The organism is Streptomyces sp. NPDC051109 (assembly GCF_044455885.1).
GTDB lineage: Bacteria > Actinomycetota > Actinomycetes > Streptomycetales > Streptomycetaceae > Streptomyces.
The window spans coordinates 1-24525 of sequence record NZ_JBITFF010000022.1; the positions used below are offsets into that span (position 1 = coordinate 1).

At 72.1% G+C, this 24525-nt stretch carries 21 protein-coding genes; 11 read left to right on the plus strand and 10 right to left on the minus strand.

Annotated elements, in window-relative coordinates:
- Positions 1 to 210 precede the first annotated feature (210 nt).
- Entirely contained in the window at positions 211 to 924 is a 714-nt protein-coding gene (locus tag ACIBAD_RS30505; protein WP_398909854.1) for a response regulator transcription factor, read from the plus strand.
- The gene (locus ACIBAD_RS30510; protein WP_398909856.1) at positions 921 to 2312 is read left to right on the plus strand and encodes a sensor histidine kinase; all 1392 of its coding nucleotides are present in this window, start codon (positions 921 to 923) and stop codon (positions 2310 to 2312) included. Before ACIBAD_RS30505 ends, ACIBAD_RS30510 begins: the two co-directional genes overlap by 4 nt.
- 65 nt (positions 2313 to 2377) lie before the next feature.
- On the opposite strand, the gene ACIBAD_RS30515 is transcribed toward ACIBAD_RS30510, so the two are convergent.
- Entirely contained in the window at positions 2378 to 3430 is a 1053-nt protein-coding gene (locus tag ACIBAD_RS30515) for a mechanosensitive ion channel domain-containing protein (RefSeq protein ID WP_134075055.1), read from the minus strand.
- 64 nt (positions 3431 to 3494) lie between these two features.
- Here ACIBAD_RS30515 and ACIBAD_RS30520 point away from each other — a divergent pair, with 64 nt between their 5' ends.
- Positions 3495 to 4064, plus strand: coding sequence for a dienelactone hydrolase family protein (locus tag ACIBAD_RS30520; protein WP_134075054.1), 570 nt, complete (start codon positions 3495 to 3497; stop codon positions 4062 to 4064).
- A gap of 81 nt (positions 4065 to 4145) precedes the next feature.
- Here the strand turns inward: ACIBAD_RS30520 and ACIBAD_RS30525 are convergent, their stop codons facing one another.
- The 5 genes from ACIBAD_RS30525 to ACIBAD_RS30545 all read right to left on the minus strand — a co-directional run bounded on the left by ACIBAD_RS30525 (position 4146) and on the right by ACIBAD_RS30545 (position 10055).
- Positions 4146 to 5090, minus strand: coding sequence for a zinc metalloprotease (locus ACIBAD_RS30525; RefSeq protein ID WP_134075804.1), 945 nt, complete (start codon positions 5088 to 5090; stop codon positions 4146 to 4148).
- 233 nt (positions 5091 to 5323) lie between these two features.
- Positions 5324 to 6991: an alkaline phosphatase D family protein gene (locus tag ACIBAD_RS30530; RefSeq protein WP_398909859.1), complete on the minus strand. Its 1668-nt coding sequence runs from the start codon at positions 6989 to 6991 to the stop codon at positions 5324 to 5326.
- 108 nt (positions 6992 to 7099) lie between these two features.
- On the minus strand, positions 7100 to 7894 hold the full coding sequence (locus ACIBAD_RS30535; RefSeq protein ID WP_398909861.1) for a thioredoxin domain-containing protein: 795 nt from the start codon (positions 7892 to 7894) through the stop codon (positions 7100 to 7102).
- Between the two features lie 51 nt (positions 7895 to 7945).
- Positions 7946 to 8635 carry a hypothetical protein gene (locus ACIBAD_RS30540; RefSeq protein WP_134075051.1) on the minus strand — a complete coding sequence of 230 codons (690 nt, stop codon included), beginning with the start codon at positions 8633 to 8635 and terminating at the stop codon, positions 7946 to 7948.
- Positions 8636 to 8729: 94 nt separating this feature from the next.
- On the minus strand, positions 8730 to 10055 hold the full coding sequence (locus tag ACIBAD_RS30545; RefSeq protein WP_398909863.1) for a DUF2252 domain-containing protein: 1326 nt from the start codon (positions 10053 to 10055) through the stop codon (positions 8730 to 8732).
- Positions 10056 to 10276: 221 nt separating this feature from the next.
- Between ACIBAD_RS30545 and dnaE the strand changes: the two genes are divergently transcribed.
- Positions 10277 to 13819 carry a DNA polymerase III subunit alpha gene (gene dnaE, locus ACIBAD_RS30550; protein WP_398909865.1) on the plus strand — a complete coding sequence of 1181 codons (3543 nt, stop codon included), beginning with the start codon at positions 10277 to 10279 and terminating at the stop codon, positions 13817 to 13819.
- Between the two features lie 106 nt (positions 13820 to 13925).
- Here the strand turns inward: dnaE and ACIBAD_RS30555 are convergent, their stop codons facing one another.
- Entirely contained in the window at positions 13926 to 14093 is a 168-nt protein-coding gene (locus tag ACIBAD_RS30555; protein WP_166663183.1) for a hypothetical protein, read from the minus strand.
- A 223-nt stretch (positions 14094 to 14316) separates the two neighbouring features.
- On the opposite strand from ACIBAD_RS30555, the gene ACIBAD_RS30560 reads away from it, so the two are divergent.
- The 4 genes from ACIBAD_RS30560 (at position 14317) to ACIBAD_RS30575 (ending at position 18376) form a co-directional block, all read left to right on the plus strand.
- A complete protein-coding gene (locus tag ACIBAD_RS30560; protein WP_398909867.1) occupies positions 14317 to 15627 on the plus strand; it encodes an NYN domain-containing protein in 1311 nt (436 codons plus the stop codon).
- 175 nt (positions 15628 to 15802) lie between these two features.
- Positions 15803 to 16804: an ABC transporter ATP-binding protein gene (locus ACIBAD_RS30565; RefSeq protein ID WP_134075802.1), complete on the plus strand. Its 1002-nt coding sequence runs from the start codon at positions 15803 to 15805 to the stop codon at positions 16802 to 16804.
- Positions 16801 to 17598 (plus strand): ABC transporter permease, encoded by a 798-nt coding sequence (locus tag ACIBAD_RS30570; protein ID WP_398909869.1) that lies wholly within the window; start codon positions 16801 to 16803, stop codon positions 17596 to 17598. The genes ACIBAD_RS30565 and ACIBAD_RS30570 overlap by 4 nt, the downstream gene beginning before the upstream one ends.
- A 100-nt stretch (positions 17599 to 17698) precedes the next feature.
- On the plus strand, positions 17699 to 18376 hold the full coding sequence (locus ACIBAD_RS30575; RefSeq protein ID WP_398909871.1) for a hypothetical protein: 678 nt from the start codon (positions 17699 to 17701) through the stop codon (positions 18374 to 18376).
- Positions 18377 to 18471: 95 nt separating this feature from the next.
- Here the strand turns inward: ACIBAD_RS30575 and ybaK are convergent, their stop codons facing one another.
- From ybaK to ACIBAD_RS30590, 3 genes are all read right to left on the minus strand, one after another.
- Entirely contained in the window at positions 18472 to 18963 is a 492-nt protein-coding gene (gene ybaK, locus ACIBAD_RS30580) for a Cys-tRNA(Pro) deacylase (RefSeq protein WP_398909872.1), read from the minus strand.
- A 13-nt stretch (positions 18964 to 18976) separates the two neighbouring features.
- On the minus strand, positions 18977 to 19717 hold the full coding sequence (locus ACIBAD_RS30585; RefSeq protein ID WP_134075047.1) for an LON peptidase substrate-binding domain-containing protein: 741 nt from the start codon (positions 19715 to 19717) through the stop codon (positions 18977 to 18979).
- Positions 19718 to 19779: 62 nt separating this feature from the next.
- Positions 19780 to 21381 (minus strand): oxidoreductase, encoded by a 1602-nt coding sequence (locus ACIBAD_RS30590; protein WP_398909875.1) that lies wholly within the window; start codon positions 21379 to 21381, stop codon positions 19780 to 19782.
- A gap of 124 nt (positions 21382 to 21505) precedes the next feature.
- On the opposite strand from ACIBAD_RS30590, the gene hisD reads away from it, so the two are divergent.
- Genes hisD through hisB form a run of 3 tightly spaced genes read left to right on the plus strand, consistent with a single transcriptional unit; the run spans position 21506 to position 24524 of the window.
- Positions 21506 to 22828, plus strand: coding sequence for a histidinol dehydrogenase (gene hisD, locus ACIBAD_RS30595; RefSeq protein WP_134075045.1), 1323 nt, complete (start codon positions 21506 to 21508; stop codon positions 22826 to 22828).
- Entirely contained in the window at positions 22825 to 23934 is a 1110-nt protein-coding gene (locus ACIBAD_RS30600) for a histidinol-phosphate transaminase (RefSeq protein WP_134075044.1), read from the plus strand. The genes hisD and ACIBAD_RS30600 overlap by 4 nt, the downstream gene beginning before the upstream one ends.
- Positions 23931 to 24524 carry an imidazoleglycerol-phosphate dehydratase HisB gene (gene hisB / locus ACIBAD_RS30605; RefSeq protein ID WP_099893196.1) on the plus strand — a complete coding sequence of 198 codons (594 nt, stop codon included), beginning with the start codon at positions 23931 to 23933 and terminating at the stop codon, positions 24522 to 24524. The genes ACIBAD_RS30600 and hisB overlap by 4 nt, the downstream gene beginning before the upstream one ends.
- Position 24525: the final 1 nt, after the last annotated feature.

Below are 24525 nucleotides of genomic sequence, written 5' to 3' on the forward strand. Positions count from 1 at the left end.
ACGGGACAGACCCGGGCGTCCTGGAATGAGACAGGCGCAAGCAGGCCTCTGCCCCACCCGTCACACCACTGGCCTCACCAGGCAGAGTCGCCACTGCAGCCCCCACCGGCAACACAGCGACGGAGAGGACAAACAGTTCCAAACAATGATACTCAAGATGAAAACGACCTCTAAGAGGTTCTCTCAGAACTGTTTGGCAGGCTTTGCCCCATGAGCAGCACGAGCAGCGCGGGCGGCACGGGCGCGCAACGGATCCTGGTCGTGGACGACGAGCCCGAGGTACGCGCCGCCGTCCAGGACGGGCTGGCCGTCGAAGGGTACGAGGTACGGGGAGCCGGCGACGGCCTGGCCGCACTGTCGGAGGTGGCGGCCTGGCAGCCCGACGCGGTGGTCCTCGACGTGATGATGCCCGTGCTCGACGGGCTCGGGGTCTGCCGGCGGCTGCGGGCCCTTGGCGACCGTACGCCCGTGCTCGTCCTGACCGCGCTGGACTCGGTGAGCGAGCGGGTCGACGGCCTGGAGGCCGGCGCCGACGACTACCTGGTCAAGCCGTTCGCGCTGGACGAGCTGGTGGCCCGGGTCCGGGCCCTGCTGCGGCGGGCCGCGCCCGATCCGGCCGGTACGGCCGTACTCGGCTTCGCGGACCTCGTACTGGACCCCGAGACGCGCACCGGACGGCGCGGCGGGCGGCCGCTGGAGTTCAGCCGGACCGAGGCGGCGCTGCTCGAGCTGCTGCTGCGCCACCCCGGCCAGGTGCTGCCGCGGGAGCTGATCCTGGAGCTGGTGTGGGGGCGGGACTTCGGCCCGGACTCCAATTCCCTCGCCGTGTACGTCGGCTACCTGCGGCGGAAGCTGGAGGCGGCCGGCGAGCCGCGGCTGGTGCACACCGTCCACGGGGTCGGCTACCGGCTGGGCCCGGCGTGAGCGCCGCCCGGCGGGGGCGGCGCCGGCTCGGGGCGCCCTGGCGCAGACGCCGCCCGCTGCGGACCCGGCTGGCGCTGGCGGCCACCGCGGCGGTGGCGCTGGTCGCGGTCGGGGTGTGCACGGCGGCGTTCTTCGTCGTACGGAGCGCCCTGTACGAGCAGCTGAACCTGAGCCTGACCCAGTCCGCGCGGCTCGCGGCGCAGCGCAACCCGGACTCCGGGCCGGACACCCTGGCCGGGGAGTGCCGGTTCCTGGCGGCGCCCGCCTGCGCGGAGGTGGTGCCGGCCGACCCGTCGAACGACCCGGCCGCGCCCTACCTGCTGCCGGTGGACGCCGCGACGCGGGCGGTGGCGGCCGGGCGGCGCGCGCCCTTCTACACGGACATCGTGCACGCGGGGCACCCGACGCGGATGCTCACCACCGACTACGCGAAGGGGCGGGCGCTCCAGGTGGCGCTGCGGGCCGACACCGTCGAGGACGGGATCGAGGAGGCGGCGTGGTGGCTGGCACTGATCGGCGCGGCCGGCGTGCTGGTCGCCGCCGGGCTGGGGTACTGGGTGTCGCGGACCGGCCTGGCCCCGGTGACCCGGCTCACGGCCACCGCCGAGCGGATCGCGGCGACGCGGGATCCGCGGCACCGGATCGAACTGCCGCCGCCGGGGAGGGAGGACGAGATCACGCGGCTGGCCGGGAGCTTCAACACCATGCTGGGCGAGCTGGAGCAGTCGGTGACGGCGCAGCGGCGGCTGGTCGCCGATGCCTCGCACGAGCTGCGGACCCCGCTGACGGCCCTGCGGACCAACGCGGAGCTGCTGGCGCGGGGGGAGCGGCTGACGGCGGAGCAGCGCGAGCGGGCTTCGCTCGCGCTGGGGCGGCAGCTGAGGGAGGTGACGGGGCTGGTGAACGACCTGATCGAGCTGGCCCGGGACGAGGAGCCGCAGCCGCTGGTGGAACAGGTGCGGCTGGCTCCGCTGGTGGAGCACTGCGCTGAGGCGGCCCGGGCGCACTGGCCGTCGGTGCCGGTACGCGTCCGCGTGGACGAGGTGGTGGTGCCGGGGGTGCCGGCGCGGCTGACCCGACTGGTGTCGAACCTGCTGGACAACGCGGCGAAGTTCAGCCCCGCCGGGGCTCCGGTCGAGGTGGAGCTGGCGGTCCTGGGCGGCGGCGCCGGCCGGGCCGAGCTGACGGTACGGGACCACGGACCCGGCATCGCGGCCGAGGACCTGCCGTACGTCTTCGACCGCTTCTACCGGGCCGGGGCGGCGCGCGCCCTGCCGGGCTCGGGGCTGGGCCTGGCGATGGCCCGCCAGATCGCCCGGGCGCACGCCGCGGAGCTCGTGGCCGAGCCGGCCCCGGGCGGCGGAGCCCTGTTCCGGCTGACGTTCTGACCCGGGATCCGGCCGTCAGGACGCGACGGGGCGCGACGGGGCGCGCCGGGACGCGCCGGGACGCGTCAGGTCGCGTCCGGGCGGGGGTCCGCCGGGGAGGTGGCGATGCGGGGCAGGGCGTACGGGTGGTGGGCCAGGAGCCAGGCGATCAGGCGTTCGCGGACCTGGCAGCGGACCGTCCAGATGTCCGTCGCGTCCTTCGCCGTGACCACCGCCCGGACCTGGATGGTGTGCGGGGTCGTGTCCGTGACCGCGAGGCTGCCGGTGCGGCCGTCCCATTCCGGGACCGCCTTCAGGATCTCCTGGAGCTGCTCCCGCATCAGGTCCAGCGGTGCGCTGTGGTCCAGGTGCCAGAACACGGTCCCGGTCATCTGCGCGCCGCCGCGCGACCAGTTCTCGTACGGCTTCCCTGTGAAATACGACACAGGCATCGTGATCCGGCGCTCGTCCCAGGTGCGGACCACCAGGAAGGTCAGGGTGATCTCCTCGACCGTCCCCCACTCCTCGTCCACGACCACCGTGTCCCCGATCCGCACCGTGTCGCCGAAGGCGATCTGCAGTCCGGCGAACAGGTTGCCGAGCGAGGACTGGGCCGCGATGCCCGCCACGATGCCGAGCAAGCCCGCCGACGCCAGCATCGAGGCGCCCACCGCCCGCATCGGCGGGAAGGTGAGCAGCATCGCCGCCACCGCGACCACCACGACCACCGCCGTGACCACCCGGTGGATCAGCGTCACCTGGGTGCGGACCCGCCGCACCCGCGCGTCGTCCGGGTTCTGGGCCGCGTAGCGGGCGTACGAGGAGTCCACGACCGCCGTCGCGATGCGCACCAGCAGCCATGCCGCGGAGCCGATCAGAACGAGGGTCAGGGCGCGGCCCACGGCGAAGAGGTACTCCGGCGCGATGCCCGCCCGCCGCTGGGACCCGTACAGCAGCGTCGTGCACAGCACGAGCTGGAACGGCAGGCGGCAGTGGCGCAGCAGCCCCCACAGCGGGGTCTCGCTGTGCCGGGCGTCGGCGCGGCGCAGCAGCAGGTCCAGCAGCCATCCGGCCAGCAGGGTGACGACCAGGGCGCCGCCGACGACGGCGATCGGGCGCAGAACGGTGTCCGTGTCCATGCACGTCAACGTAACCGGAACGAGCCCTCGGGCCCTCCCGTTCGACGAATGGCACGATGGGTGCATGAACATCGTGCTCTTCCATTCGACGTACGGGCTGCGGCCCGCGGTGCACGCGGCGGCCGACCGGCTGCGCGCGGCCGGTCACCGGGTCCAGGTGCCGGATCTCTTCGAGGGGCGCACCTTCGAGACCGTCGAGGAGGGCATGGCACACCGGGACGAGATCGGCCGCGACGAGCTGCTCAAGCGTGCGGTGCTGGCCTCCGCCCCCTACTCCGACCAGGGTCTGGTCTACGCGGGCTTCTCCTTCGGCGGCTCCGTCGCCCAGCACCTGGCCCTGGCCGACGAGAAGGCGCGCGGGCTGCTGCTCCTGCACGGGACGGCGGACCTGGAGGAGGACACTGCCGTCGACGAACTGCCGGTGCAGCTGCACATCGCCGATCCGGACCCGTTCGAGCCGCACGACTGGCTGACGGCCTGGTACCTGCGGATGCAGCGCGCGGGTGCGGACGTGGAGGTGCACCGCTACCCGGGCGCCGGGCACCTGTTCACGGACCCGGACCTCGACGACTACGACGCACAGGCCGCGGAGCAGACCTGGAGGGCCGCGCTCGCCTTCCTCGACTCCCTGTAGCCGCAGGCGCGGACGCCGGAGGGAACGGTGAGGGGCGGGGCACCAACCGCGTGCCCCGCCCCTCGACGCTCCGCGCGGTGACTAGCCGCGGTAGGCGCTCCACATGCTCTTCATGCGGGACACCTGACCAGCGGTGAACTGGTACATGCAGGAGTCGTACGTGTAGTCCATGAAGTTGTGGATCGGGTCGACGCCCGTCTTGTTGGTGCAGCTGTCACGGCCGGTCGGGCACTCGAACGCGGCGCTCTTCTCGGCCGGGGTGTCGGAGACGGAGTCGCCGCTGCCCGAGCAGCCGCCCTGGAAGGTGTGGTAGAGGCCCATCCAGTGGCCGACCTCGTGGGTGGCGGTGTCGCCCTCGTTGTAGTTGGCGGCGGAACCGCCCGGCAGCGAGGTGTTGAGGATGACCACGCCGTCCATCTTGGGCTGCGAGGCGTAGGAGCTCGGGAAGGTCGCCCAGCCGAGCAGGCCGCCGCCGAGGTTGGCGGTGTAGAGGTTGAGCGCGTTCGCGCCGCCCTTGCGCAGGGCGTTCTTCATGTCCTTCTCGGCCTGGGTGCCGTCCGAGACGTTGTACCAGGCGGCGTTGTCGGTGTAGTCGGTGGAGACCAGCGAGAACTGGTAGCCCGAGTCGACGTTGCCGGTGCCGTTGCCGCTGTACGCGGCGTTGAGGACCGCGATCTGGTTGTTGACGTCCGTGGCGGTCAGCTTGCCGGCGGTGCCGGAGGTGATGACGTGGACGTAGACCGGGATGGTCGTCGCCGCGGTGGCCTCTGCGGCGCGCATCTGGCGCTGCGGACCGAGCTCGGCGCTCTTCTTGGCCAGGTCGGCGTCCATGGCCTTGACCTGGGCGTCCGTCACCTCGTTGGGGTCGGCCGCGTGCTGGTCCTTCGGACGGGCGACACGGGCGTTGGCGGAGGCGGCGGTGGCCTCGGCACAGGCCTCGGAGCCGGTCTTGGGCGCCGCGGCCACGGTGGTGGGGGCCGTGAGCGGGGCGAACGCCAGGGTTCCGGCCAGAACGGCCGTACCCATGAGGCGGCGGCGGAGCATGGGGGATATGCGGGCGGAAGCGCGCACGTTGACTCCTCGCGAAGCGTGGTGGGGGGTGAGGGTTTTCCTCACGCTGGCGCGAAGCTTATGTGTCCATGTCATGCACTGAGCAAGCCCTTTGCGTAAAAGATTTGTTGCTTCTGATGCCGGAGGGGTGCCTGGTCTGCACCAGGCACCCCTCCGCGCGAAAGATTTGACATACAGTCAGGAGATCGTCAGCCCACCGGCTGGTACGCCCGCTCCACCTTCTGCGTGCCGTTCGGCGTGCGGTACGAACGGGCCCACGCGGTGGTGGCGGCCGGATTCCGCTTGTCGGACACCACGTAGTAGTCCATCTGTGACCGCTCGGCCGTCACGTCCAGCACCCCGTAGCCGTGTGCGTCCATGTCCAGCCACTTCACGTGCCAGTTGGCGGCCTTGACCGCCGCTTCCGCTACGAGCGACGCGGTGTCGGCCGGCACGTGCAGGAGGTCGTCGATGTTGTCCGAGGTCACCGACGTCACGACGAACTCAGTGGCCGCCGTACCCGAGCCCGGATACGTCGCCATGTTCATCGGGACCTCGTTCGCCCACGCCATGTGGATGTCGCCCGTGAGGAAGACCGTGTTCTTGATCTTCTGGTCCTTGAGGTGGGCCAGCAGCTCCTTGCGGTCGTCCGTGTAGCCGTCCCACTGGTCCACGTTGACCGCGAGGCCGCCCTCGGGCAGGCCCAGCAGCTTCGTCAGCGGCGCCAGCAGATGGGCGGGCAGCGAGCCGAAGGCCACCGGCGAGATCATCACCGAGGTCCCGACCAGCTTCCAGGTCGCGTTCGAGTTCGCGAGGCCCGACTTGAGCCAGTCCAGCTGGGCCCGCCCGGTGATGGTGCGCTCCGGGTCGTCGACCGAGCCGCTGCCTATCTTGACCTGCTGGGAGCGGAAGGTGCGCAGGTCCAGCAGGTGCAGGTCGGCCAGGTTGCCGAAGCGCAGGCGCCGGTAGACGGTGCCGGCCGTGGAGGTGCGGACCGGCATCCACTCGAAGTACGCCTGCTTGGCGGCGGCCGCGCGGGCCGCCCAGTCGCCCTCGGCGCCCGGGGTGTGGTTCTCGGCGCCGCCCGACCAGGCGTCGTTGGCGAACTCGTGGTCGTCCCATATCGCGACGATCGCGTGCGCGGCGTGCAGCGCCTGGAGGTCGGCGTCGGTCTTGTACGTGCCGTGCCGGGTCCGGTAGTCGGCGAGGGTGAGGATCTCGTGCCGCGGCTCGTGCGCGCGCACGACGTACTTCGCCTCGGGGTAGGCCCCGTTCGCGTACTCGTAGATGTAGTCGCCGAGGTGCAGGATCGCGTGCAGGTCGCTGCGGGCGGCCAGGTGGCGGTACGCCGAGAAGTAGCCGGCTTCCCAGTTGGCGCAGGAGACCACGCCGAAGCGGACCCCGGGGGTCGTCGCGTCGTGGCCCGGGGCGGTCAGGGTGCGCCCGACCGGGGAGACGGCGCCGCCGGCGGTGAACCGGTAGAAGTACGCGGTCTGCGGCCGCAGTCCGCGGACGTCCGCCTTGACCGTGTGGTCGGAGGCGGCGGTCGCCGTGACGGAGCCGCTCAGCACGATCCGGGAGAAGGCCTTGTCCTCGGCCACCTCCCAGGTCACCGGGGTGGCCGGGCCGACGCCGGAGCCGGGCACGGCCTCGGGGGCCGGGGTGACGCGGGTCCACAGCAGGATCCCGTCGGGCAGCGGGTCGCCGGAGGCGACACCGTGCAGGAAGGCGGGCCCGTTCGAGGCCGCCGACGCGGGGGAGATGCCCAGGGCGGCCGTCGCGAAGGGCGCGAGGGCGGCGGTGGCCGCAGCGGCCTTGACGACCGTACGGCGGCGCGGAGTTGCCGCAGCGGAGGGGGAGGGGAGATGACTGGTCACGGACCGGCATATTACTGACCGGTATAACCGCCGGTACACCCCTGGGAAGGCAACGGGCAGGCGAACTCTCGGAGTTCGCCTGTCCGTGTGCGGGTCCGGTGTGCCGGGTCAGCCCGCGATGGCCTTGTCGACCTCGGCCGTGAACTCCCCCGGGGTCATCTTGACCTCGATCTTCTTGCCGCCCATCTTCAGCGACGGGGTGCCCGTCATCCCGCTCTTGTCGAAGACCTTCGACATCTCGATCGCCCAGCGGTTGTACGTGCCGTCCTCGACGGCCTTCTTGAACTCGGCGTTGCCCTTGAGCGCCGGCACCTGGTCCGCGATCTTCAGCAGGTAGTCGTCCTTGCCGAACTTGTCGTCGCGCTCCTCCGGGTGGTTCTCCTTGGAGTACAGGGCGGTCTTGTACTCCAGGAACGCCTCGGGGCTGACGTTCAGCGCCGCGCCCAGCGCGCTCAGCGCGTTCTTCGCGCCGGTGCCGCCGAAGCCCTTGTCGAGGAAGGTGGCGCCGATGTACTGGATCTTGTACTTGCCGGCGTCGACGTCCTTCTTGATCTGCGGGCCCACGGCCTGCTCGAACTGGGAGCAGACCGGGCAGCGCGAGTCCTCGTAGACCTCCAGGGTCTTCTTGGCCTCCGCCTTGCCTATGACGACCGTGGTGCCGTTGTCGCCCGTGGTGTTCTTCGGGGCGACCAGCGTCGCGTCGGCCGCCTTCTCCCACTCGCTCGGCTGGTTGGCCTGTACGACCAGGTAGCCGACGCCGCCGGCCAGGGCGAGGACGGCGACGACCGCGCCGGCCACCAGCACCTGGCGGCGCGCCTTGGCCTTCTTCGCCTGCTTCTCGCGCTCGGCGCGCAGCCGCTCGCGGGCCGCCGCCTTGTTGGCCTGGCTGTTGCGTGAACTCATGGTGATCTCCGTGGGGTGCGACTCAAGGGAAAGGGGACTGCGTACGCGGGGTCAGGCGCAGACGAGTGCGCCGCGTACGGGAGGCCCCCGGCGTCCCACGGAGTGGGCGGGGAAGCGGGTACGGGCCCCCGCGCCCGCAAGGGCCGGGCGCGGCATCCGCCGCACCGGACCGCAGGCCGCGGCCACCGAGGCCGCGGCCAGCAGAAGCGGCCGGAAGGCGGAGGCGGCCACCGCGCGCAGCAGCTGGCCCAGCGCCCGCTCCCCGTACCGCAGCCAGGCCGCGGCAAGCAGCCCGACCGAGACGTGGGCGCCGAGCAGCAGCCACGGGGTCCAGGGGCCGGGCGAGGCCAGCAGGGCCACCGGGTCGGGGACGGCCCCGGGCACCTCGGCCAGCGGCCCGCCCAGCGGCGGGCCGCCGCACAGGGCGTCGAGGCCCAGCGCCCGCAGCGGCCCGGCGACGGGCCCGCCGGCCGGTCCGTAGCAGACGTGCTGCCCGGTGGTGAAGACCGTGTCGGCCGCCAGCTCCAGCGGGACCAGCAGTCCGGCGATGGGGCCGAAGCCCCGCTCGCGGCCGGCCAGCGCGTACGTGAGCAGGAACACGCCGGCGAAGGCCCCGGCCACGGTGGCGGGGGGCAGCGGGACGCGGGACATCAGGACGTGCGAGCCGGCCGAGAGCAGCACGACGAGTGCGCTGAACAGCGCGGCTCGCAGCCCTCTCAGTCCTGCCCTCGATATGTCCATCGGCGCGAGTCTGCCACGAGACCCTGTGAAGAGGGGTCCCCGGTCCCGGAACGGCCGGTTCCTGCGGCCCCGCCCGTACCGGCCGGTGGTCCGGTCAGCGCATGATGCGGCCGTTGCGGAACAGGTCCACGAAGATCTGGTGGTCGGCGCGCGCCCGGGCCCCGTACGCGTGCGCGAAGTCGACCAGCAGCTCGGCGAAGCCCTCCTCGTCGGCGGCGATGGCCGCGTCGATGGCCCGCTCGGTGGAGAACGGCACCAGGGATTGCCCGCTCTCGGCCTCGTCGGCAGAGGCGTGCATGGTCGCCGTCGCCCGGCCGAGGTCCCCGACGACGGCCGCGATCTCCTCCGGGTCGTCCAGGTCCGACCAGTCCAGGTCCACCGCGTACGGGGAGACCTCGGCCACCAGCTGCCCGGACCCGTCCAGCTCGGTCCAGCCCAGCCACGGGTCGGCGTGGGCCTGGAGGGCGCGCTGGGAGATCACCGTGCGGTGCCCCTCGTGCCGGAAGTAGTCCCGGACGGCCCGGTCGGTGATGTGCCGGGAGACGGCCGGCGTCTGCGCCTGCTTGAGGTAGATCACGACGTCGTTCTCCAGGGCGTCGCTGTGCCCCTCCAGCAGGATGTTGTACGAGGGCAGGCCGGCCGAGCCGATGCCGACGCCGCGGCGGCCCACCACGTCCTTGACCCGGTAGGAGTCGGGCCGCACCAGGGACTCGTCCGGCAGGGTCTCCAGGTACCCGTCGAAGGCGGCGAGCACCTTGTAGCGGGTGGCCGCGTCCAGCTCGATCGAACCCCCGCCGGGGGCGAAGCGGCGCTCGTGGTCGCGGATCTCGGTCATCGAGTCCAGCAGGGAGAAGCGGGTGCGGGAGCGGGCCGAGCGCAGGGCGCCCAGCAGCGGGCCCTCGGCCGTGTCCAGGGTGAAGGAGGGGACCTCCTCGTTCTTGGCGCCGGTGGCCAGGCGGTGGATCCGCTCCCGGTAGGCGCCCGCGTAGGTCCGCACCAGCTCGCTGATCTGCTCGTCGCTGAGGGCCTTGGTGTAGCCGATCAGGGCGACGGAGGCCGCGAACCGCTTGAGGTCCCAGGTGAAGGGGCCGACGTACGCCTCGTCGAAGTCGTTGACGTTGAAGATCAGGCGGCCGTTGGCGTCCATGTACGTGCCGAAGTTCTCGGCGTGCAGATCGCCGTGGATCCAGACCCGGCCGGTCCGCTCGTCCAGGTAGGGCCCGCCGTGGCGGTCGCGCTCCAGGTCGGCGTAGAAGAGGCAGGCCGTACCGCGGTAGAAGGCGAAGGCCGAGGCCGCCATCTTGCGGAATTTGACCTGGAAGGCCGCGGGGTCGGCGGCGAGCAGCTCACCGAATGCGGTGTCGAACACGTCGAGTATCTGCTCGGCGCGCTGCTCGTTCGTCGTCTCGGGGACCGCCATGGCGGGTGCCTCCTGGTGCACGGGGTGGTACAGGTTCTGACCGACTGGACGTCGGGCGGGTCGTCCTGGTTCTGCAACGCCCGACCGTACCCGTCCGTGCCCGCCCACCCGTCACCCGACCGCCACCCCCCATCGAGCGCTTCGCGCGCCCCCGCTGTCTGTCACTCCCGGGACGTAGGATTCATAGCTGCCGCCGCCCCCACCGTCAGGAGCCACCCGCCGTGACCAAGCCGCCGTTCACGCACCTGCACGTTCACACCCAGTACTCGCTGCTGGACGGTGCCGCGCGGCTGAAGGACATGTTCAACGCGTGCAACGAGATGGGCATGACGCACATCGCCATGTCCGACCACGGCAACCTGCACGGTGCGTACGACTTCTTCCATTCCGCCCAGAAGGCCGGGGTCACCCCGATCATCGGGATCGAGGCGTATGTCGCCCCCGAGTCCCGGCGCAACAAGCGGCGCATCCAGTGGGGCCAGCCCCACCAGAAGCGCGACGACGTGTCCGGTTCCGGTGGTTACACGCACAAGACGATCTGGGCGGCGAACGCCACCGGCCTGCACAACCTCTTCCGGCTGTCCTCCGACGCGTACGCCGAGGGCTGGCTGACCAAGTGGCCGCGCATGGACAAGGAGACGATCAGCAAGTGGTCGGAGGGCCTGATCGCCTCCACCGGCTGCCCCTCCGGCGAGCTCCAGACCCGCCTTCGCCTCGGCCAGTTCGACGAGGCCCTGAAGTCGGCCTCCGAGTACCAGGACATCTTCGGCAAGGACCGGTACTTCCTGGAGCTGATGGACCACGGCATCGAGATCGAGCGCCGGGTCCGCGACGGGCTGCTGGAGATCGGCAAGAAGCTCGGCATCCCGCCGCTGGTCACGAACGACTCGCACTACACCTACGCCAGCGAGGCCGGCGCCCACGACGCCCTGCTCTGCATCCAGACCGGCAAGAACCTCTCGGACCCCGACCGCTTCCGCTTCGACGGCACCGGCTACTACCTGAAGTCGACCGACGAGATGTACGCGATCGACTCCTCGGACGCCTGGCAGGAGGGCTGCGCCAACACGAAGCTGGTCGCGGACCAGATCGACACCGAGGGCATGTTCAAGTTCCGCAACCTGATGCCGAAGTTCGACATCCCGGAGGGTCACACCGAGGTCAGCTGGTTCCGCGAGGAGACCATGCGCGGCATGCACCGCCGCTACCCCGGGGGCATCCCGGACGACCGGATGAAGCAGGCCGAGTACGAGATGGACACGATCATCTCGATGGGCTTCCCGGGCTACTTCCTCGTGGTCGCCGACTTCATCATGTGGGCCAAGAACCAGGGCATCGCGGTGGGCCCCGGCCGAGGCTCCGCGGCCGGCTCGATCGTCGCGTACGCCATGGGCATCACCGACCTCGACCCGCTCACCCACGGCCTGATCTTCGAGCGGTTCCTGAACCCCGAGCGCGTCTCGATGCCCGACGTCGACATCGACTTCGACGAGCGTCGGCGCGTCGAGGTGATCAGGTACGTGACCGAGAAGTACGGCGCCGACAAGGTCGCCATGATCGGCACGTACGGCACCATCAAGGCCAAGAACGCGATCAAGGACTCGGCGCGCGTCCTCGGCTACCCGTACGCCATGGGCGACCGGCTCACCAAGGCCATGCCCGCCGACGTCCTCGGCAAGGGCATCCCGCTCTCCGGCATCCTCGACCCCTCGCACCCCCGCTACGGCGAGGCCGGCGAGATCCGCGGGATGTACGAGAACGAGCCGGACGTGAAGAAGGTCATCGACACCGCCCGCGGTGTGGAGGGCCTGGTCCGCCAGATGGGCGTGCACGCGGCCGGCGTGATCATGTCCAGCGAGACGATCACCGACCACGTACCCGTCTGGGTGCGGCACACCGACGGTGTCACCATCACCCAGTGGGACTACCCGAGCTGCGAATCGCTCGGCCTGCTGAAGATGGACTTCCTCGGCCTGCGCAACCTCACGATCATGGACGACGCCGTCAAGATGGTGAAGGCCAACAAGGGGATCGACATCGACCTCCTGGCCCTCCCGCTCGACGACCCCAAGACCTTCGAACTGCTCGGCCGCGGCGACACCCTCGGCGTCTTCCAGTTCGACGGCGGGCCCATGCGCTCCCTGCTGCGCCTGATGAAGCCCGACAACTTCGAGGACATCTCCGCCGTCTCGGCCCTGTACCGGCCGGGTCCGATGGGCATGAACTCGCACACGAACTACGCCCTGCGCAAGAACAAGCAGCAGGAGATCACCCCGATCCACCCGGAGCTGGAAGAGCCGCTGCGGGAGGTCCTGGACGTCACCTACGGCCTCATCGTCTACCAGGAGCAGGTCCAGAAGGCAGCCCAGATCATCGCCGGCTACTCGCTCGGCGAGGCCGACATCCTGCGCCGCGTGATGGGCAAGAAGAAGCCCGAGGAGCTGGCGAAGAACTTCGTCATCTTCGAGGAGGGCGCCAAGAAGAAGGGCTTCAGCGACCAGGCGATCAAGGCCCTCTGGGACGTCCTGGTCCCCTTCGCCGGGTACGCCTTCAACAAGGCGCACTCCGCCGCGTACGGCCTCGTCTCGTACTGGACCGCCTACCTCAAGGCGAACTACCCGGCCGAGTACATGGCGGGCCTGCTCACCTCGGTCAAGGACGACAAGGACAAGTCCGCGATCTACCTGAACGAGTGCCGGCGCATGGGCATCAAGGTGCTCCCGCCGAACGTCAACGAGTCCGAGCCGAACTTCGCGGCCCAGGGCGACGACGTGATCCTCTTCGGGCTGACCGCGGTGCGCAACGTCGGCCAGAACGTCGTCGAGTCGATCATCAAGACCAGGAAGGCGAAGGGGAAGTACTCCACGTTCCCCGACTTCCTGGACAAGGTCGAGGCCGTCGTCTGCAACAAGCGAACCGTCGAGTCGCTCATCAAGGCCGGCGCCTTCGACGAGATGGGCCACACCCGAAAGGGCCTGGTCGCCCACCACGAGTCGATGATCGACAACGTGGTCGCGGTCAAGCGCAAGGAGGCCGAGGGCCAGTTCGACCTCTTCGGCGGAATGGGTGACGAGGGCGCGAGCGACGAGCCGGGCTTCGGCCTCGACGTCGAGTTCTCCGACGTGGAGTGGGAGAAGTCCTACCTGCTCGCCCAAGAGCGCGAGATGCTCGGCCTGTACGTCTCCGACCACCCGCTCTTCGGCCTGGAGCACGTCCTCTCCGACAAGACGGACGCCGGCATCTCCCAGCTGACCGGCGGCGAGCACTCCGACGGCGCCGTCGTCACCATCGGCGGCATCATCTCGGGCCTCCAGCGCAAGATGACCAAACAGGGCAACGCCTGGGCCATCGCCACCGTCGAGGACCTCGCCGGATCCATCGAGTGCATGTTCTTCCCCGCGACCTACCAGCTCGTCTCCACCCAGCTGGTCGAGGACACCGTCGTCTTCGTCAAGGGCCGCCTCGACAAGCGCGAGGACGTCCCCCGGCTCGTCGCCATGGAGATGATGGTTCCCGACCTCTCCTCGGCCGGGACGAACGCACCCGTCGTCCTCACCATCCCGACGGTCAAGGTCACTCCTCCGATGGTCACCCGGTTGGGGGAGATCCTGCGGCACCACAAGGGCAACACCGAGGTCCGGATCAAGCTCCAGGGGCCGCGGTCCACCACCGTGCTGCGCCTCGACAAGCACCGGGTCCAGCCCGACCCGGCGCTCTTCGGCGACCTCAAGGTGCTCCTCGGGCCGTCCTGCCTGGCCGGATGACGCCGGTCGCGGGGGCCCTCGGACCGGCCCCCGCCCGCGGCCGAGCGTGAAGAAGGGCGCGCCCAGAGCTCTGGGCGCGCCCTCGTGCGCGGTGCTCGCGGAGGCGTCAGTTGTGGCCGAACTTCTTCTGCTTGCCCTTGCGAGCCATGTCCATCGGACTCGGGGAGCCGCCCGAGGGCTCGGACACCGATTCCGTCGAGCTCTTCGACGGATCCTGCGAGGACGAGCGGGCCTGCTGCTTCTGTTCGTGCTGGCGGTTCTTGTTCTTGGCCATGGTGGAGCCTCCGTGAGGGTCTAGGGGCCAGGACCGCCTTCACCCTCACACGGCGCCGCAAACCGCGCATTTTGGATCTTTACTGCGCGTAGCCGGCCGCCCGTCCCGTCGGTGCGGGTGAAACATCCGCCACGCCGATGATCGAGTTCCGGCCGTCAACACCCTTGCGGTCGGGCAGACTCGGGGAACCCGCGACACACACAGAGGATCCCCAGGGAAGAGGGTGGTACGCGTGGACCGCTGCGTCGTCCTGGTGGACGCCGGCTATCTGCTGGGCGCCGCCGCCAGTCTTCTCGCCGGGGAGCCCTCCCGCTCCCGCATCACCGTCGACCATGCGGCCCTCATCCAGGGCCTGCGCGAGCGCGCCGAGGCCGACACCGAGCAGCCCCTGCTGCGCATCTACTGGTTCGACGGTGCACCCGACCGGGTGCCCCAGCCCGAGCACCGGCGGCTGCGCGTGATGCCCCGCGTCACCGTCCGCCTCGGCGCGCTGACCCGCAGCGACGGCCGCTGGGCGCAGAAGGGCGTGGACGCCGCCATGCACGCCGAGCTCACCGAGCTGGCCCGCAACCGCGCCTGTTCGGACGTCGTGCTCGTCACGGGCGACGGGGACCTCCTGCCCGGCCTGATGTCCGCCAAGGAGCACGGCGTCGCCGTCCACCTGTGGGCCGTCCAGGCCGCCGACGGCGACTACAACCAGTCCGAGGACCTCGTCGCCGAGGCCGACGAGCGCCGCGTCCTGGACCGGGCCTGGATCACCCGGGCCGTCCGCGCCAAGGACCTCGCCGGACTGTGCGCCCCGCCGCCCGCCCCGCGCCCCGAGATCGCCGCCATCCTCTCCGCCCCGCTCCCCGAGGCGGCCCTCGCCGAGGCCGCCCGCAGCGCCGGTGCCAACGGAGCCGCGGCCGCCGCCCCCGCCGAGCCCGAGGGCGGCGGCGCCCCCGTGCCCGCCCCCACCCTCGGCGGCAAGACCGTACCCACGCCCAAGGACCTCGCCGGCTCGCTGCGCGCACCCGGCCAGCAGCCCGGCTCCGCGGGCGGCCACGGCCACGCCGGCGCCCAGCCCCCGGCCGGCAGCGCCCTGCGCTGGTCCTCCGACAAGGGCTGGATCGACCGGGCCGGACCGCTGGGCGAGCCCGCCGAGACCGCCTCGCTGCCCACCCTCGCCCAGCTCACCAGCGCGGAGCAGCGCTGGGCGGACCGCGAGGAGGACATCACCACCGTCGGCGGCGACCCCTTCGAGGTGGGCCAGGTGTTCGCCCGGCGCTGGATGGAACGCCTCCCGGAAACCGTCCACCTGCAGAAACTCGCCACGATGTACCCGCGGATCCCGCACCGCATCGACGGGGAGCTGCTGCGCTACGCCGCCCGGTTCGGGCTGCTCGCGCACAAGGACGACCAGATTGACGAGCACGACCGCTACGCCATCCGCGCCGGGTTCTGGCGGGAGATCGACGTCCGCGCGGCCGCCGAACACGTCGCCGGCACCCCCGCCGCCGTGCCCGCGGGACCGACGGGACCGGCGGCCGAGTAGGACGCGGGCCGGGCAGCCGGCAGGGCGGCCGGCGGGGCGCGGGGAGGCGCGGGCGGGGCGCGCGCATCCGTGCCACCGGGGCGTCGGCGGCACCTCCCGGCGGTGGCCGGACGAAAGCCGCGTAGGCTGCTCCCTCGTGAGTACGGGCACAGCATCAGCACAACCGAACACGGCAGTGGCCGCGGACGCGGCCTCGGACGTGGTCTGCGCGGTGCGTGACCTGGTCAAGACGTATCCCGCGGTACGGGGTCGGCGCGGGGCTCCCGCCCTGCCCGAGACCCGGGCCACCGACGGGGTCTGCCTGGACGTCCGGCGCGGCGAGATCTTCGGCCTGCTCGGCCCCAACGGCGCCGGCAAGTCCACCCTGGTCCGCCAGCTCACCGGCCTGATGCGGCCCGACTCCGGCTCCGTGACCCTGCTCGGCCACGACCTCGTACGCCACCCCGAGCGGGCCTCCCGGCTGCTCGCCTACCTGGGGCAGGAGTCCACCGCCCTCGACGAGCTCACGGTGGCCCTGGCCGCCGAGACCACGGGGCGGCTGCGGGGGCTCGACGTACGGGCGGCGCGCGCCGAGCGGGACGCCGTACTGGAGGAGCTCGGGCTGACCACGATCGCCGGGCGGCCCCTGAAGAAGCTCTCCGGCGGACAGCGGCGCCTCGCCTGCTTCGCCGCCGCGCTCGTCGGGGAGCGGCCGGTGCTGGTCCTCGACGAGCCCACCACCGGCATGGACCCCGTGGCCAGGCGGGCCGTGTGGGCGGCCGTGGACCGGCGGCGCGCCCGGAACGGGGCCACCGTCCTGCTCGTCACGCACAACGTCATCGAGGCCGAGACCGTCCTGGACCGGGTCGCCGTCATCGACCAGGGCCGGGTCATCGCCTGCGACTCCCCGGCCGGACTGAAGGCCCGGGTCTCCGGCGAGGTCCGGCTGGAGCTGGTGTGGCGCACCGCCCCGCCGCTGGAGGTGGCGGAGGTCGCGGCGCTCGCGCCGGCGGCGGCCGGGGCCGGGCGCCGGTGGGTGCTGCGGCTGGCGCCCGACGAGGCGCGCGCGGCGGTGGCAGCGGTGACCGGCGGCCCGGCCTTCGCCGCCCTCGACGACTTCACGCTGGCGACCCCGAGCCTGGAGGACGTCTACCTCGCGCTGGGCGGGCGTGCCTCGAAAGGTCTGGTGAAGTCGTGAGCACGACTGCCGTCGGCACCGCTGCCGGCACCCCTGCCGCAGGGGTGCTCGCACCTCAGGCGCGGCTGTTCCCCGCGCTGGCCGCCGTCTACCGGGCGCAGCTGTCCCGGGCGCGGGTGTCCCGTATCCCGCTGCTGTTCGTGGCCACCTTCCAGTCCGTCGGGATCATGATCCTGATGCGGGGCGTGGTGGACGGGGGCTCGGAGGCCCGGGCCGTCGTCGCGGGTTCGTCCGTCCTGGTCGTCGCCTTCGTCGCGCTGAACCTGCTCGCCCAGTACTTCGGGCAGCTGCGGGCCAGCGGGGGGCTCGACCACTACGCCACGCTGCCCGTGCCGCCCGCCTCGGTGGTGCTGGGCGCGGCCGCCGCGTACGCCTCCTTCACCCTGCCGGGCACGCTGGTCACGGCGGTGTTCGGATGCCTGCTGTTCGGGCTGCCGATGGGCGGGCTGTGGATCCTGGCCGCGGTGGTGCCGCTGGCCGGCGCCGCGCTGGCCGGGCTGGGGGCGGCCCTCGGGCTGCTGGCCCCGCGGCAGGAGCTGGCCACACTGGCCGGGCAGCTCGGCATGTCGGCGGCGCTGCTGCTGGGTGTGCTGCCGCCGGAGCGGATGCCCGAGGTGATCGTGTGGGCACGGGACCTGCTGCCGTCCACGTACGGGGTGGAGGCGTTCGCGCGGACCTTCGCCCCGCGTCCGGACTGGGCGGCGGTCGGGCTGGACCTGGGGGTGTGCGCGGCGGTGGGCGTGCTCTCGCTGGCCGTGGCGACGTGGGCGTACCGGCGCGCGGCCGTTCGCTGAGGCGGTGCTCGTCCGCCGGAGCGGCGGCCGCCGCAGGCGCGGTCGGCCCAAGCGGCGGTCCGCTGACGCCGGCGCCGTCGGCACCTGGCACGATGTGGGGGTGACCGAAGCCGTGACCACGCCCTCCCCGCACGAACCTCCGCCGCCGCCCGAGAAGCGGAGCGGCTCCGTCGGGGGCATCACCCTGGCGGACATCCGCGACGGGGCCGCCACGGCCCTGGTGATCGGGGTGGCCGGCGTGCTGCTCGGAGTGCTGTGGGCGTGGCTGGCGCCGAAGGCGCAGTACGTCTCGAACGGCGAGGCCGTCTTCCTGCGGAACTCCGAGAGCGAGGCCCGGATCGGGTCCGACGGGACGTTCTTCCTGCTGTCGGTGGGATTCGGCGTGCTGAGCGCGGTGCTCTTGTTCCTGTGGCGGCGCCGGGGCGGTGTCCCGCTGGTCGTCGGGCTGGTGCTCGGATCCTGCTTCGCCGCGCTGGCGGGATGGCGGACGGGGCTGTGGCTGGGGCCGTCCTCGGACGTGGCCGCCGCCGCGGTGAAGGCGGGCAAGGGGGTGCCGTTCGATGCGCCGCTGCAGTTGCTGGCGCAGGGGGTGCTGCTGGTCTGGCCGATGGTCGCCGTGGCCGTCCACCTCGGCCTGACGGCCCTGTGGACCCCGCACGACCCGGACCCGTCCGCGGAGGCGGACTGGGCGTCCTACCCCCCGCCCCACGTCCACGCGACCCCCTCGGCCCCGTCGGCCCCGTCGGACCCCTCCGCGCCGGAGCCTCCGCGAGCCTGAGCGCGGGGCCGGGCCCGCCCCGGCGGGAGCGGTGAGCAGGACCCGGGCTCGGGTCGCGTCGTCGGCGTCCCGTCCGGCCGGCGGGGTCGGCACTCCTAGGAGCGGCCGATGGGGGCCAGGGTGGCGTCCGTCAAGGCCGTCAGGGTGGCGGGCGGGAGTTCCACCTCCAGGCCGCGGCGGCCGGCCGAGACGCAGATCGTGGTGTGCGCCGCCGCCGACTCGTCCACCACAGTGCGGAGCCGCTTGCGCTGGCCCAGCGGGGAGATGCCGCCCCGTACGTAGCCCGTCGTGCGCTCCGCGAGCGCCGGGTCGGCCATCGCCGCCCGCTTCCCGGCGACCGCGGTCGCCAGCGCCTTCAGGTCCAGGCTTCCCGACACCGGGACCACCGCCACCGTCAGCACCCCGTCCACCTCCGCGACCAGGGTCTTGAAGACCCGGTCCGGGGAGACACCCATGGCCTGCGCCGCCTCCTCGCCGTACGAGGGGTGCGCCGGGTCGTGCTCGTACGCGTGCACCGTGAACTCCGCCCGCGCGGAGGTCAGGGCCGCGATCGCCGGCGTCCCCGCCGGGGCCTTCTTCTTCGCCATCAGTCCTTCGCCGTCAGTTCGGGCTCGTGGGCGCGCGCGTCAGGTCCACCGCCGGCAGCGACGGCAGGTGGCGGATGACCGCCGTCTCCGCGCGCAGCAGCTTCAGTTCCTCCGCGAGCCGCGTCGCGGTGTCCGGCGCCTGGAGCAGCCGCTGCTTCGCCGGGATGTCCAGTACGGCCGCGGCCGCCACCAGGTACGAGACCACCGACGGCTCGTCCGGCAGGTCCGCCCCCGAGGTCAGGGACCGCTCCCGGGCTCCGGCCAGCCGCTTCTGGTAGTTCCGGAAGGCCCGCAGGACCCCCTCCGCCAGCGCGCCCGCCCCGTCGCCCGAGTCCTCCGGGAGCTCCTCCAGCTCCGCGACCAGGTACGGGCCCGAGGCGTCCACCGACAGCAGGCGCACCCGCGCCGTACCGGTGGCCAGGACCTCGAAGCTGCCGTCCTCCCGTTCCCGGATCGTCGCCGCGTCCGCGATGCAGCCCACCCGGTGGAAGGCCTGGACGGGGTCCGGGCCGAAGCCCGCCGTCGGGCCCCGCTCGGGCAGCGCCGTCTGGTCCGGCAGGCCCGGCGCGGTCGGCGCGACCTCCCGGCCGTCTCGGATCGCGACGACCGCGAAGCGGCGCGGCTCGTCATCGCCCGTCTTCAGCAGCTCGCGCATCATGGCGCGATAACGCTCCTCGAAGACGTTCAGCGGGAGGACGAGTCCCGGGAACAGCACCGAGTTCAGCGGGAAGAGGGGCAGGCGAACGGTGGTCACGAGGCACAGGGTAGTGGCCGGGGCCCAGGGCCTGTCACCTCCGTTGTTCGCGCTCCTCCCGGTCACCCCCGCCGCAGCAGCCGCGAGGCTCCCGCCGCCACCGTCGTCGCCAGGGTCCAGCCCAGCAGGACCAGCGCCGCCGAACCCCACTGCCAGCCGCCCTCCACGTCCCACTGGCCGTCCTGTCCGAGATCGATCACGGGGAGCAGCAGGTCCAGGGCGTAGAGCGCCGGGTCCCAGTGCGGGTGCTCGTCCGCTTTGATCGGGGGCGGCTGGTGCCCGAAGAAGAGCAGGGCGCCCGCCGCCCACAGCACCGCCATCCACAGCGCGGCCCGCCCGGGGCGGTACCCGTACGCCACCGTCCAGTCCTGGAGGTACCCCCAGGCCTTGAGCGCAGGCGGCAGCGTGGCCCGGCGCCGGCGCTGCTTGGCCAGCAGCACCTCGCGGGCGTCCGCGTCCTCGCCGCTGGCGCGCAGTACGGAGGCCAGCCGCTCGTACGGCTCCGGCGAGTACTCGGGCGTGGCCGCCGCCACCCAGTCCAGCCGGCGCGCCAGCGGGAAGTGGCCGCGGGGCGCGAGGTTCTCGTACACGAACCCCTCCATCGACACCCCGCCGGGGCCGGGCCAGCTGGTGGAGGTGTCGACCAGCTTGACCACCTTCGCCCCCGACAGCACCACCCGCCCCCGCTCCGGCCGCTCCCCGACGAACCGCAGCTCCGGGGTCTGGATCCGGCGCAGCGAGACCTCCTGCTCCTCGGTGAGGACGAACCGGGCGCCGTAGAAGTCGACCGCGTCGCCGAAGCGGCCGTCGTCCAGGCGCAGCCCGCCCCGGCACTCGAAGCGCTGGGCCCGCTGCCCGCGCGTGGGCGTCTGACCGAGCCCGTACGGGGGAGTGGAGGAGCCCGAGTCGCCGGGGACGTAGTCGAGGGCGATCGAGGTCAGGTACAGGGTCCGCTCGACGGTCAGCTGCGGGGCGTTCAGCGCGCGCCGCCCGTGCGGATTGCGCAGCCGGGCCCCGCGCAGGTTCATCGACACGCCGACCTTCGCGCCGCGCAGGCTCACCTCGCCGTCCGTCTCCAGCAGCTCGCCCTGGAAGTCCTGGGCGACCGACATCCCGTCCGCGGCGATGGCCCGCCCCTTGCTGTCCCGCCGCACCACGGCCTGGCTGATCAGCAGGTCGGTGCCGATCTGGGCGTCGGTCAGCCGGATCCCGCGGGCGACGCGGCAGCGCGGCAGGTGCAGATCGCCCTCGGTGTGCAGCCGGGAGGCGTCCAGCCGCGGTATCGCGCAGTTGACCAGGCGCAGGGTGATGAACCGGGTCTCGGACAGCTGGATCTCACTGTCGAAGCGACAGGACTGGAGTTCGACGTACGGCTGTACGGTCCCGCCGGACAGGTCAAGCCGCCCCGTGATCCGCACGCCGCGCAGCTTCAGCGAGGCCACCCGGCCCGGCACCGGCGGCGGCCCGTGGAGCAGCAGCAGCGCCACCACCTGGGCGCGGACGCTGCGCCCGGAGCCCCAGATCCGCCCGCTGTCGTGCGGATCGTCCTCGTTGGCGGCGCGGGCGCTCAGATCGCACAGGCTGCCCGTCCGGTACGCCTGCCACATGCGGCGTTCGGGATCGGTGAGATCCGCGGGCTCCTCGCCCGCCCGTGGCTCCGCCATGGCGGCCCCCCCTCCGCTGTGGATACGTGTAGGGGAACGCTAGTGGGCGCCGGTGACAGCGCGGCGTGTATCAGCCAGTGATACGGGCGAACGGTGGCGGGAGACGGTCTGAGAGAATTGGGAGGTGATCTCTCGTATCGACCTGCGCGGTGACGCCCTCCCCGAGGGCGGCGCCCTGCGCGATCTGCTGCCCCGTGCCGAGTTCGACGTGGAAGCCGCCCTGGAGAAGGTGCGGCCCATCTGCGAGGACGTCCATCATCGCGGAACGGCGGCGTTGATCGAGTACGCGCAGAAGTTCGACGGCGTCACGCTGGAGCAGGTCAGGGTGCCCGCGGAGGCCCTCAAGACCGCCCTCGCCGAGCTCGACCCGGCCGTCCGCGCCGCGCTGGAGGAGTCGATCCGGCGTGCCCGGATCGTCCACCGCGAGCAGCGCCGCAGCGAGCACACCACCCAGGTGGTCCCCGGCGGAACCGTGACCGAGAAGTGGGTTCCGGTCGAGCGCGTGGGCCTGTACGCCCCGGGCGGCCGCTCCGTGTACCCGTCCTCCGTCGTCATGAACGTCGTACCGGCACAGGAGGCGGGCGTCGAGTCGATCGCGCTCGCGTCCCCGCCGCAGAAGGAGTTCGGCGGGCTGCCGCACCCGACGATCCTCGCCGCCTGCGCGCTCCTCGGCGTGGACGAGGTGTACGCGGCCGGCGGGGCCGTGGCCGTCGCGATGTTCGCGTACGGCACGGAGGACTGCCTGCCGGTCAACATGGTGACCGGCCCCGGCAACATCTGGGTGGCCGCCGCCAAGCGCTACTTCACCGGGAAGATCGGCATCGACACCGAGGCCGGCCCCACCGAGATCGCGGTCCTCGCGGACTCCACGGCGGACCCGGTGCACGTCGCCGCCGACCTGATCAGCCAGGCCGAGCACGACCCGCTGGCCGCCGCCGTGCTCGTCACGGACTCCGCGGAGCTCGCGGACGCCGTCGAGAAGGAGCTGGAGCCGCAGGTCGCGGCCACCAAGCACGTCGAGGACCGGATCAAGCCCGCCCTCGCCGGCAAGCAGTCCGCGATCGTCCTGGTCGACAGCCTGGAGGACGGCCTCAAGGTCGTCGACGCGTACGGCGCCGAGCACCTGGAGATCCAGACCGCCGACGCCGCGGCCTGGGCCGCCCGCGTACGGAACGCCGGCGCGATCTTCGTCGGCCCCTGGGCGCCGGTCTCCCTCGGCGACTACTGCGCCGGGTCGAACCACGTGCTGCCCACCGGCGGCTGCGCCTGCCACTCCTCCGGCCTGTCCGTGCAGTCCTTCCTGCGCGGCATCCACATCGTCGACTACACGCGCGACGCCCTGGCCGAGGTCACCCACCACGTGGTGACGCTGGCCGAGGCCGAGGACCTGCCGGCGCACGGCGCGGCCCTCAAGGCGCGCTTCGGCTGGAAGGTGCCGACCCGGTGAGCTTCGGAATCGACGACCTCCCCATCCGGGACGAACTGCGCGGCAAGACCCCGTACGGCGCCCCGCAGCTCGACGTGCCCGTCCAGCTGAACACCAACGAGAACCCGTACGAGCTCCCCGAGGCGCTGGTCCGGCGCATCGCCGAGCGCGTCGCCGAGGCCGCCCGCACGCTCAACCGCTACCCCGACCGGGACGCGGTCGAGCTGCGGACCGAGCTGGCCGCGTACCTCACCCGCACCGGCAAGCACCCGGTCGCGCGGGAGAACGTGTGGGCCGCGAACGGCTCCAACGAGGTCATCCAGCAGCTGCTGCAGACCTTCGGCGGGCCCGGGCGCACCGCGATCGGTTTCGAGCCCTCGTACTCCATGCACGCGCTGATCGCGCGCGGCACCGGCACGGGCTGGATCTCCGGCCCGCGCCGCGAGGACTTCACCATCGATCTGGAGGCGGCCGAGCAGGCCATCGCCGAGAACGCACCCGACGTCGTCTTCATCACCTCGCCCAACAACCCCACGGGTACCGCGGTCGAGGCGGAGACCGTCCTCGCGCTCTACGAGGCCGCGCAGGCGGCCAAGCCCTCCCTGGTCGTCGTGGACGAGGCGTACGTGGAGTTCAGCCACCGGGACTCGCTCCTGCCGCTGATCGAGGGCCGGCCGAACCTGGTGGTCTCCCGGACCATGTCCAAGGCCTTCGGCGCCGCCGGGCTGCGCCTGGGCTACCTGGCCGCGCACCCGGCCGTGGTCGACGCCGTCCAGCTCGTACGCCTGCCGTACCACCTGTCGGCCGTCACCCAGGCGACCGCGCTGGCCGCCCTGGAGCACACCGACACCCTGCTCGGCTACGTCGAACAGCTCAAGGCCGAGCGGGACCGCCTGGTGACCGAACTGCGGGCCGCCGGCTACGAGGTCACCGAGTCCGACGCGAACTTCATCCAGTTCGGGAAGTTCGAGGACTCGCACACCGCCTGGCAGAAGATCCTCGACCAGGGTGTCCTGGTCAGGGACAACGGCGTACCGGGCTGGCTGCGGGTCACCGCCGGCACCCCGGCCGAGAACGACGCGTTCCTGGAAGCGGTTCGCGCACTGAAGAAGGAGCAGCACGCATGAGCCGCATCGGACGGGTCGAACGGACCACGAAGGAGACCTCGGTCCTCGTCGAGATAAACCTCGACGGCACCGGCAAGGTCGACGTCTCGACGGGCGTGGGCTTCTACGACCACATGCTCGACCAGCTCGGCCGCCACGGCCTCTTCGACCTCACGGTCAAGACGGACGGCGACCTGCACATCGACAGCCACCACACCATCGAGGACACCGCGCTCGCGCTCGGCGCCGCCTTCAAGCAGGCCCTCGGCGACAAGGTCGGCATCTACCGCTTCGGCAACTGCACCGTGCCGCTCGACGAGTCCCTCGCCCAGGTGACCGTCGACCTGTCCGGCCGCCCGTACCTCGTGCACACCGAGCCCGAGAACATGGCGCCGATGATCGGCGCGTACGACACGACGATGACCCGGCACATCTTCGAGTCCTTCGTCGCGCAGGCCCAGATCGCCCTGCACATCCACGTCCCGTACGGCCGCAACGCCCACCACATCGTGGAGTGCCAGTTCAAGGCCCTGGCCCGGGCCCTGCGCTACGCCGCCGAGTTCGACCCGCGCGCCGCCGGAATCCTGCCCTCCACGAAGGGCGCCCTCTAGC

Excerpts from the sequence above, each read along its gene's own strand:
- ACIBAD_RS30505 (WP_398909854.1), top strand. The coding sequence starts at position 211 with ATGAGCAGCACGAGCAGCGCGGGCGGCACGGGCGCGCAACGGATCCTG.
- ACIBAD_RS30515 (WP_134075055.1), bottom strand. The coding sequence starts at position 3,430 with ATGGACACGGACACCGTTCTGCGCCCGATCGCCGTCGTCGGCGGCGCC.
- ACIBAD_RS30520 (WP_134075054.1), top strand. The coding sequence starts at position 3,495 with ATGAACATCGTGCTCTTCCATTCGACGTACGGGCTGCGGCCCGCGGTG.
- ACIBAD_RS30525 (WP_134075804.1), bottom strand. The coding sequence starts at position 5,090 with ATGGGTACGGCCGTTCTGGCCGGAACCCTGGCGTTCGCCCCGCTCACG.
- ACIBAD_RS30535 (WP_398909861.1), bottom strand. The coding sequence starts at position 7,894 with ATGAGTTCACGCAACAGCCAGGCCAACAAGGCGGCGGCCCGCGAGCGG.
- ACIBAD_RS30540 (WP_134075051.1), bottom strand. The coding sequence starts at position 8,635 with ATGGACATATCGAGGGCAGGACTGAGAGGGCTGCGAGCCGCGCTGTTC.
- ACIBAD_RS30545 (WP_398909863.1), bottom strand. The coding sequence starts at position 10,055 with ATGGCGGTCCCCGAGACGACGAACGAGCAGCGCGCCGAGCAGATACTC.
- ACIBAD_RS30555 (WP_166663183.1), bottom strand. The coding sequence starts at position 14,093 with ATGGCCAAGAACAAGAACCGCCAGCACGAACAGAAGCAGCAGGCCCGC.
- ybaK (WP_398909872.1), bottom strand. The coding sequence starts at position 18,963 with ATGGCGAAGAAGAAGGCCCCGGCGGGGACGCCGGCGATCGCGGCCCTG.
- ACIBAD_RS30590 (WP_398909875.1), bottom strand. The coding sequence starts at position 21,381 with ATGGCGGAGCCACGGGCGGGCGAGGAGCCCGCGGATCTCACCGATCCC.
- hisB (WP_099893196.1), top strand. The coding sequence starts at position 23,931 with ATGAGCCGCATCGGACGGGTCGAACGGACCACGAAGGAGACCTCGGTC.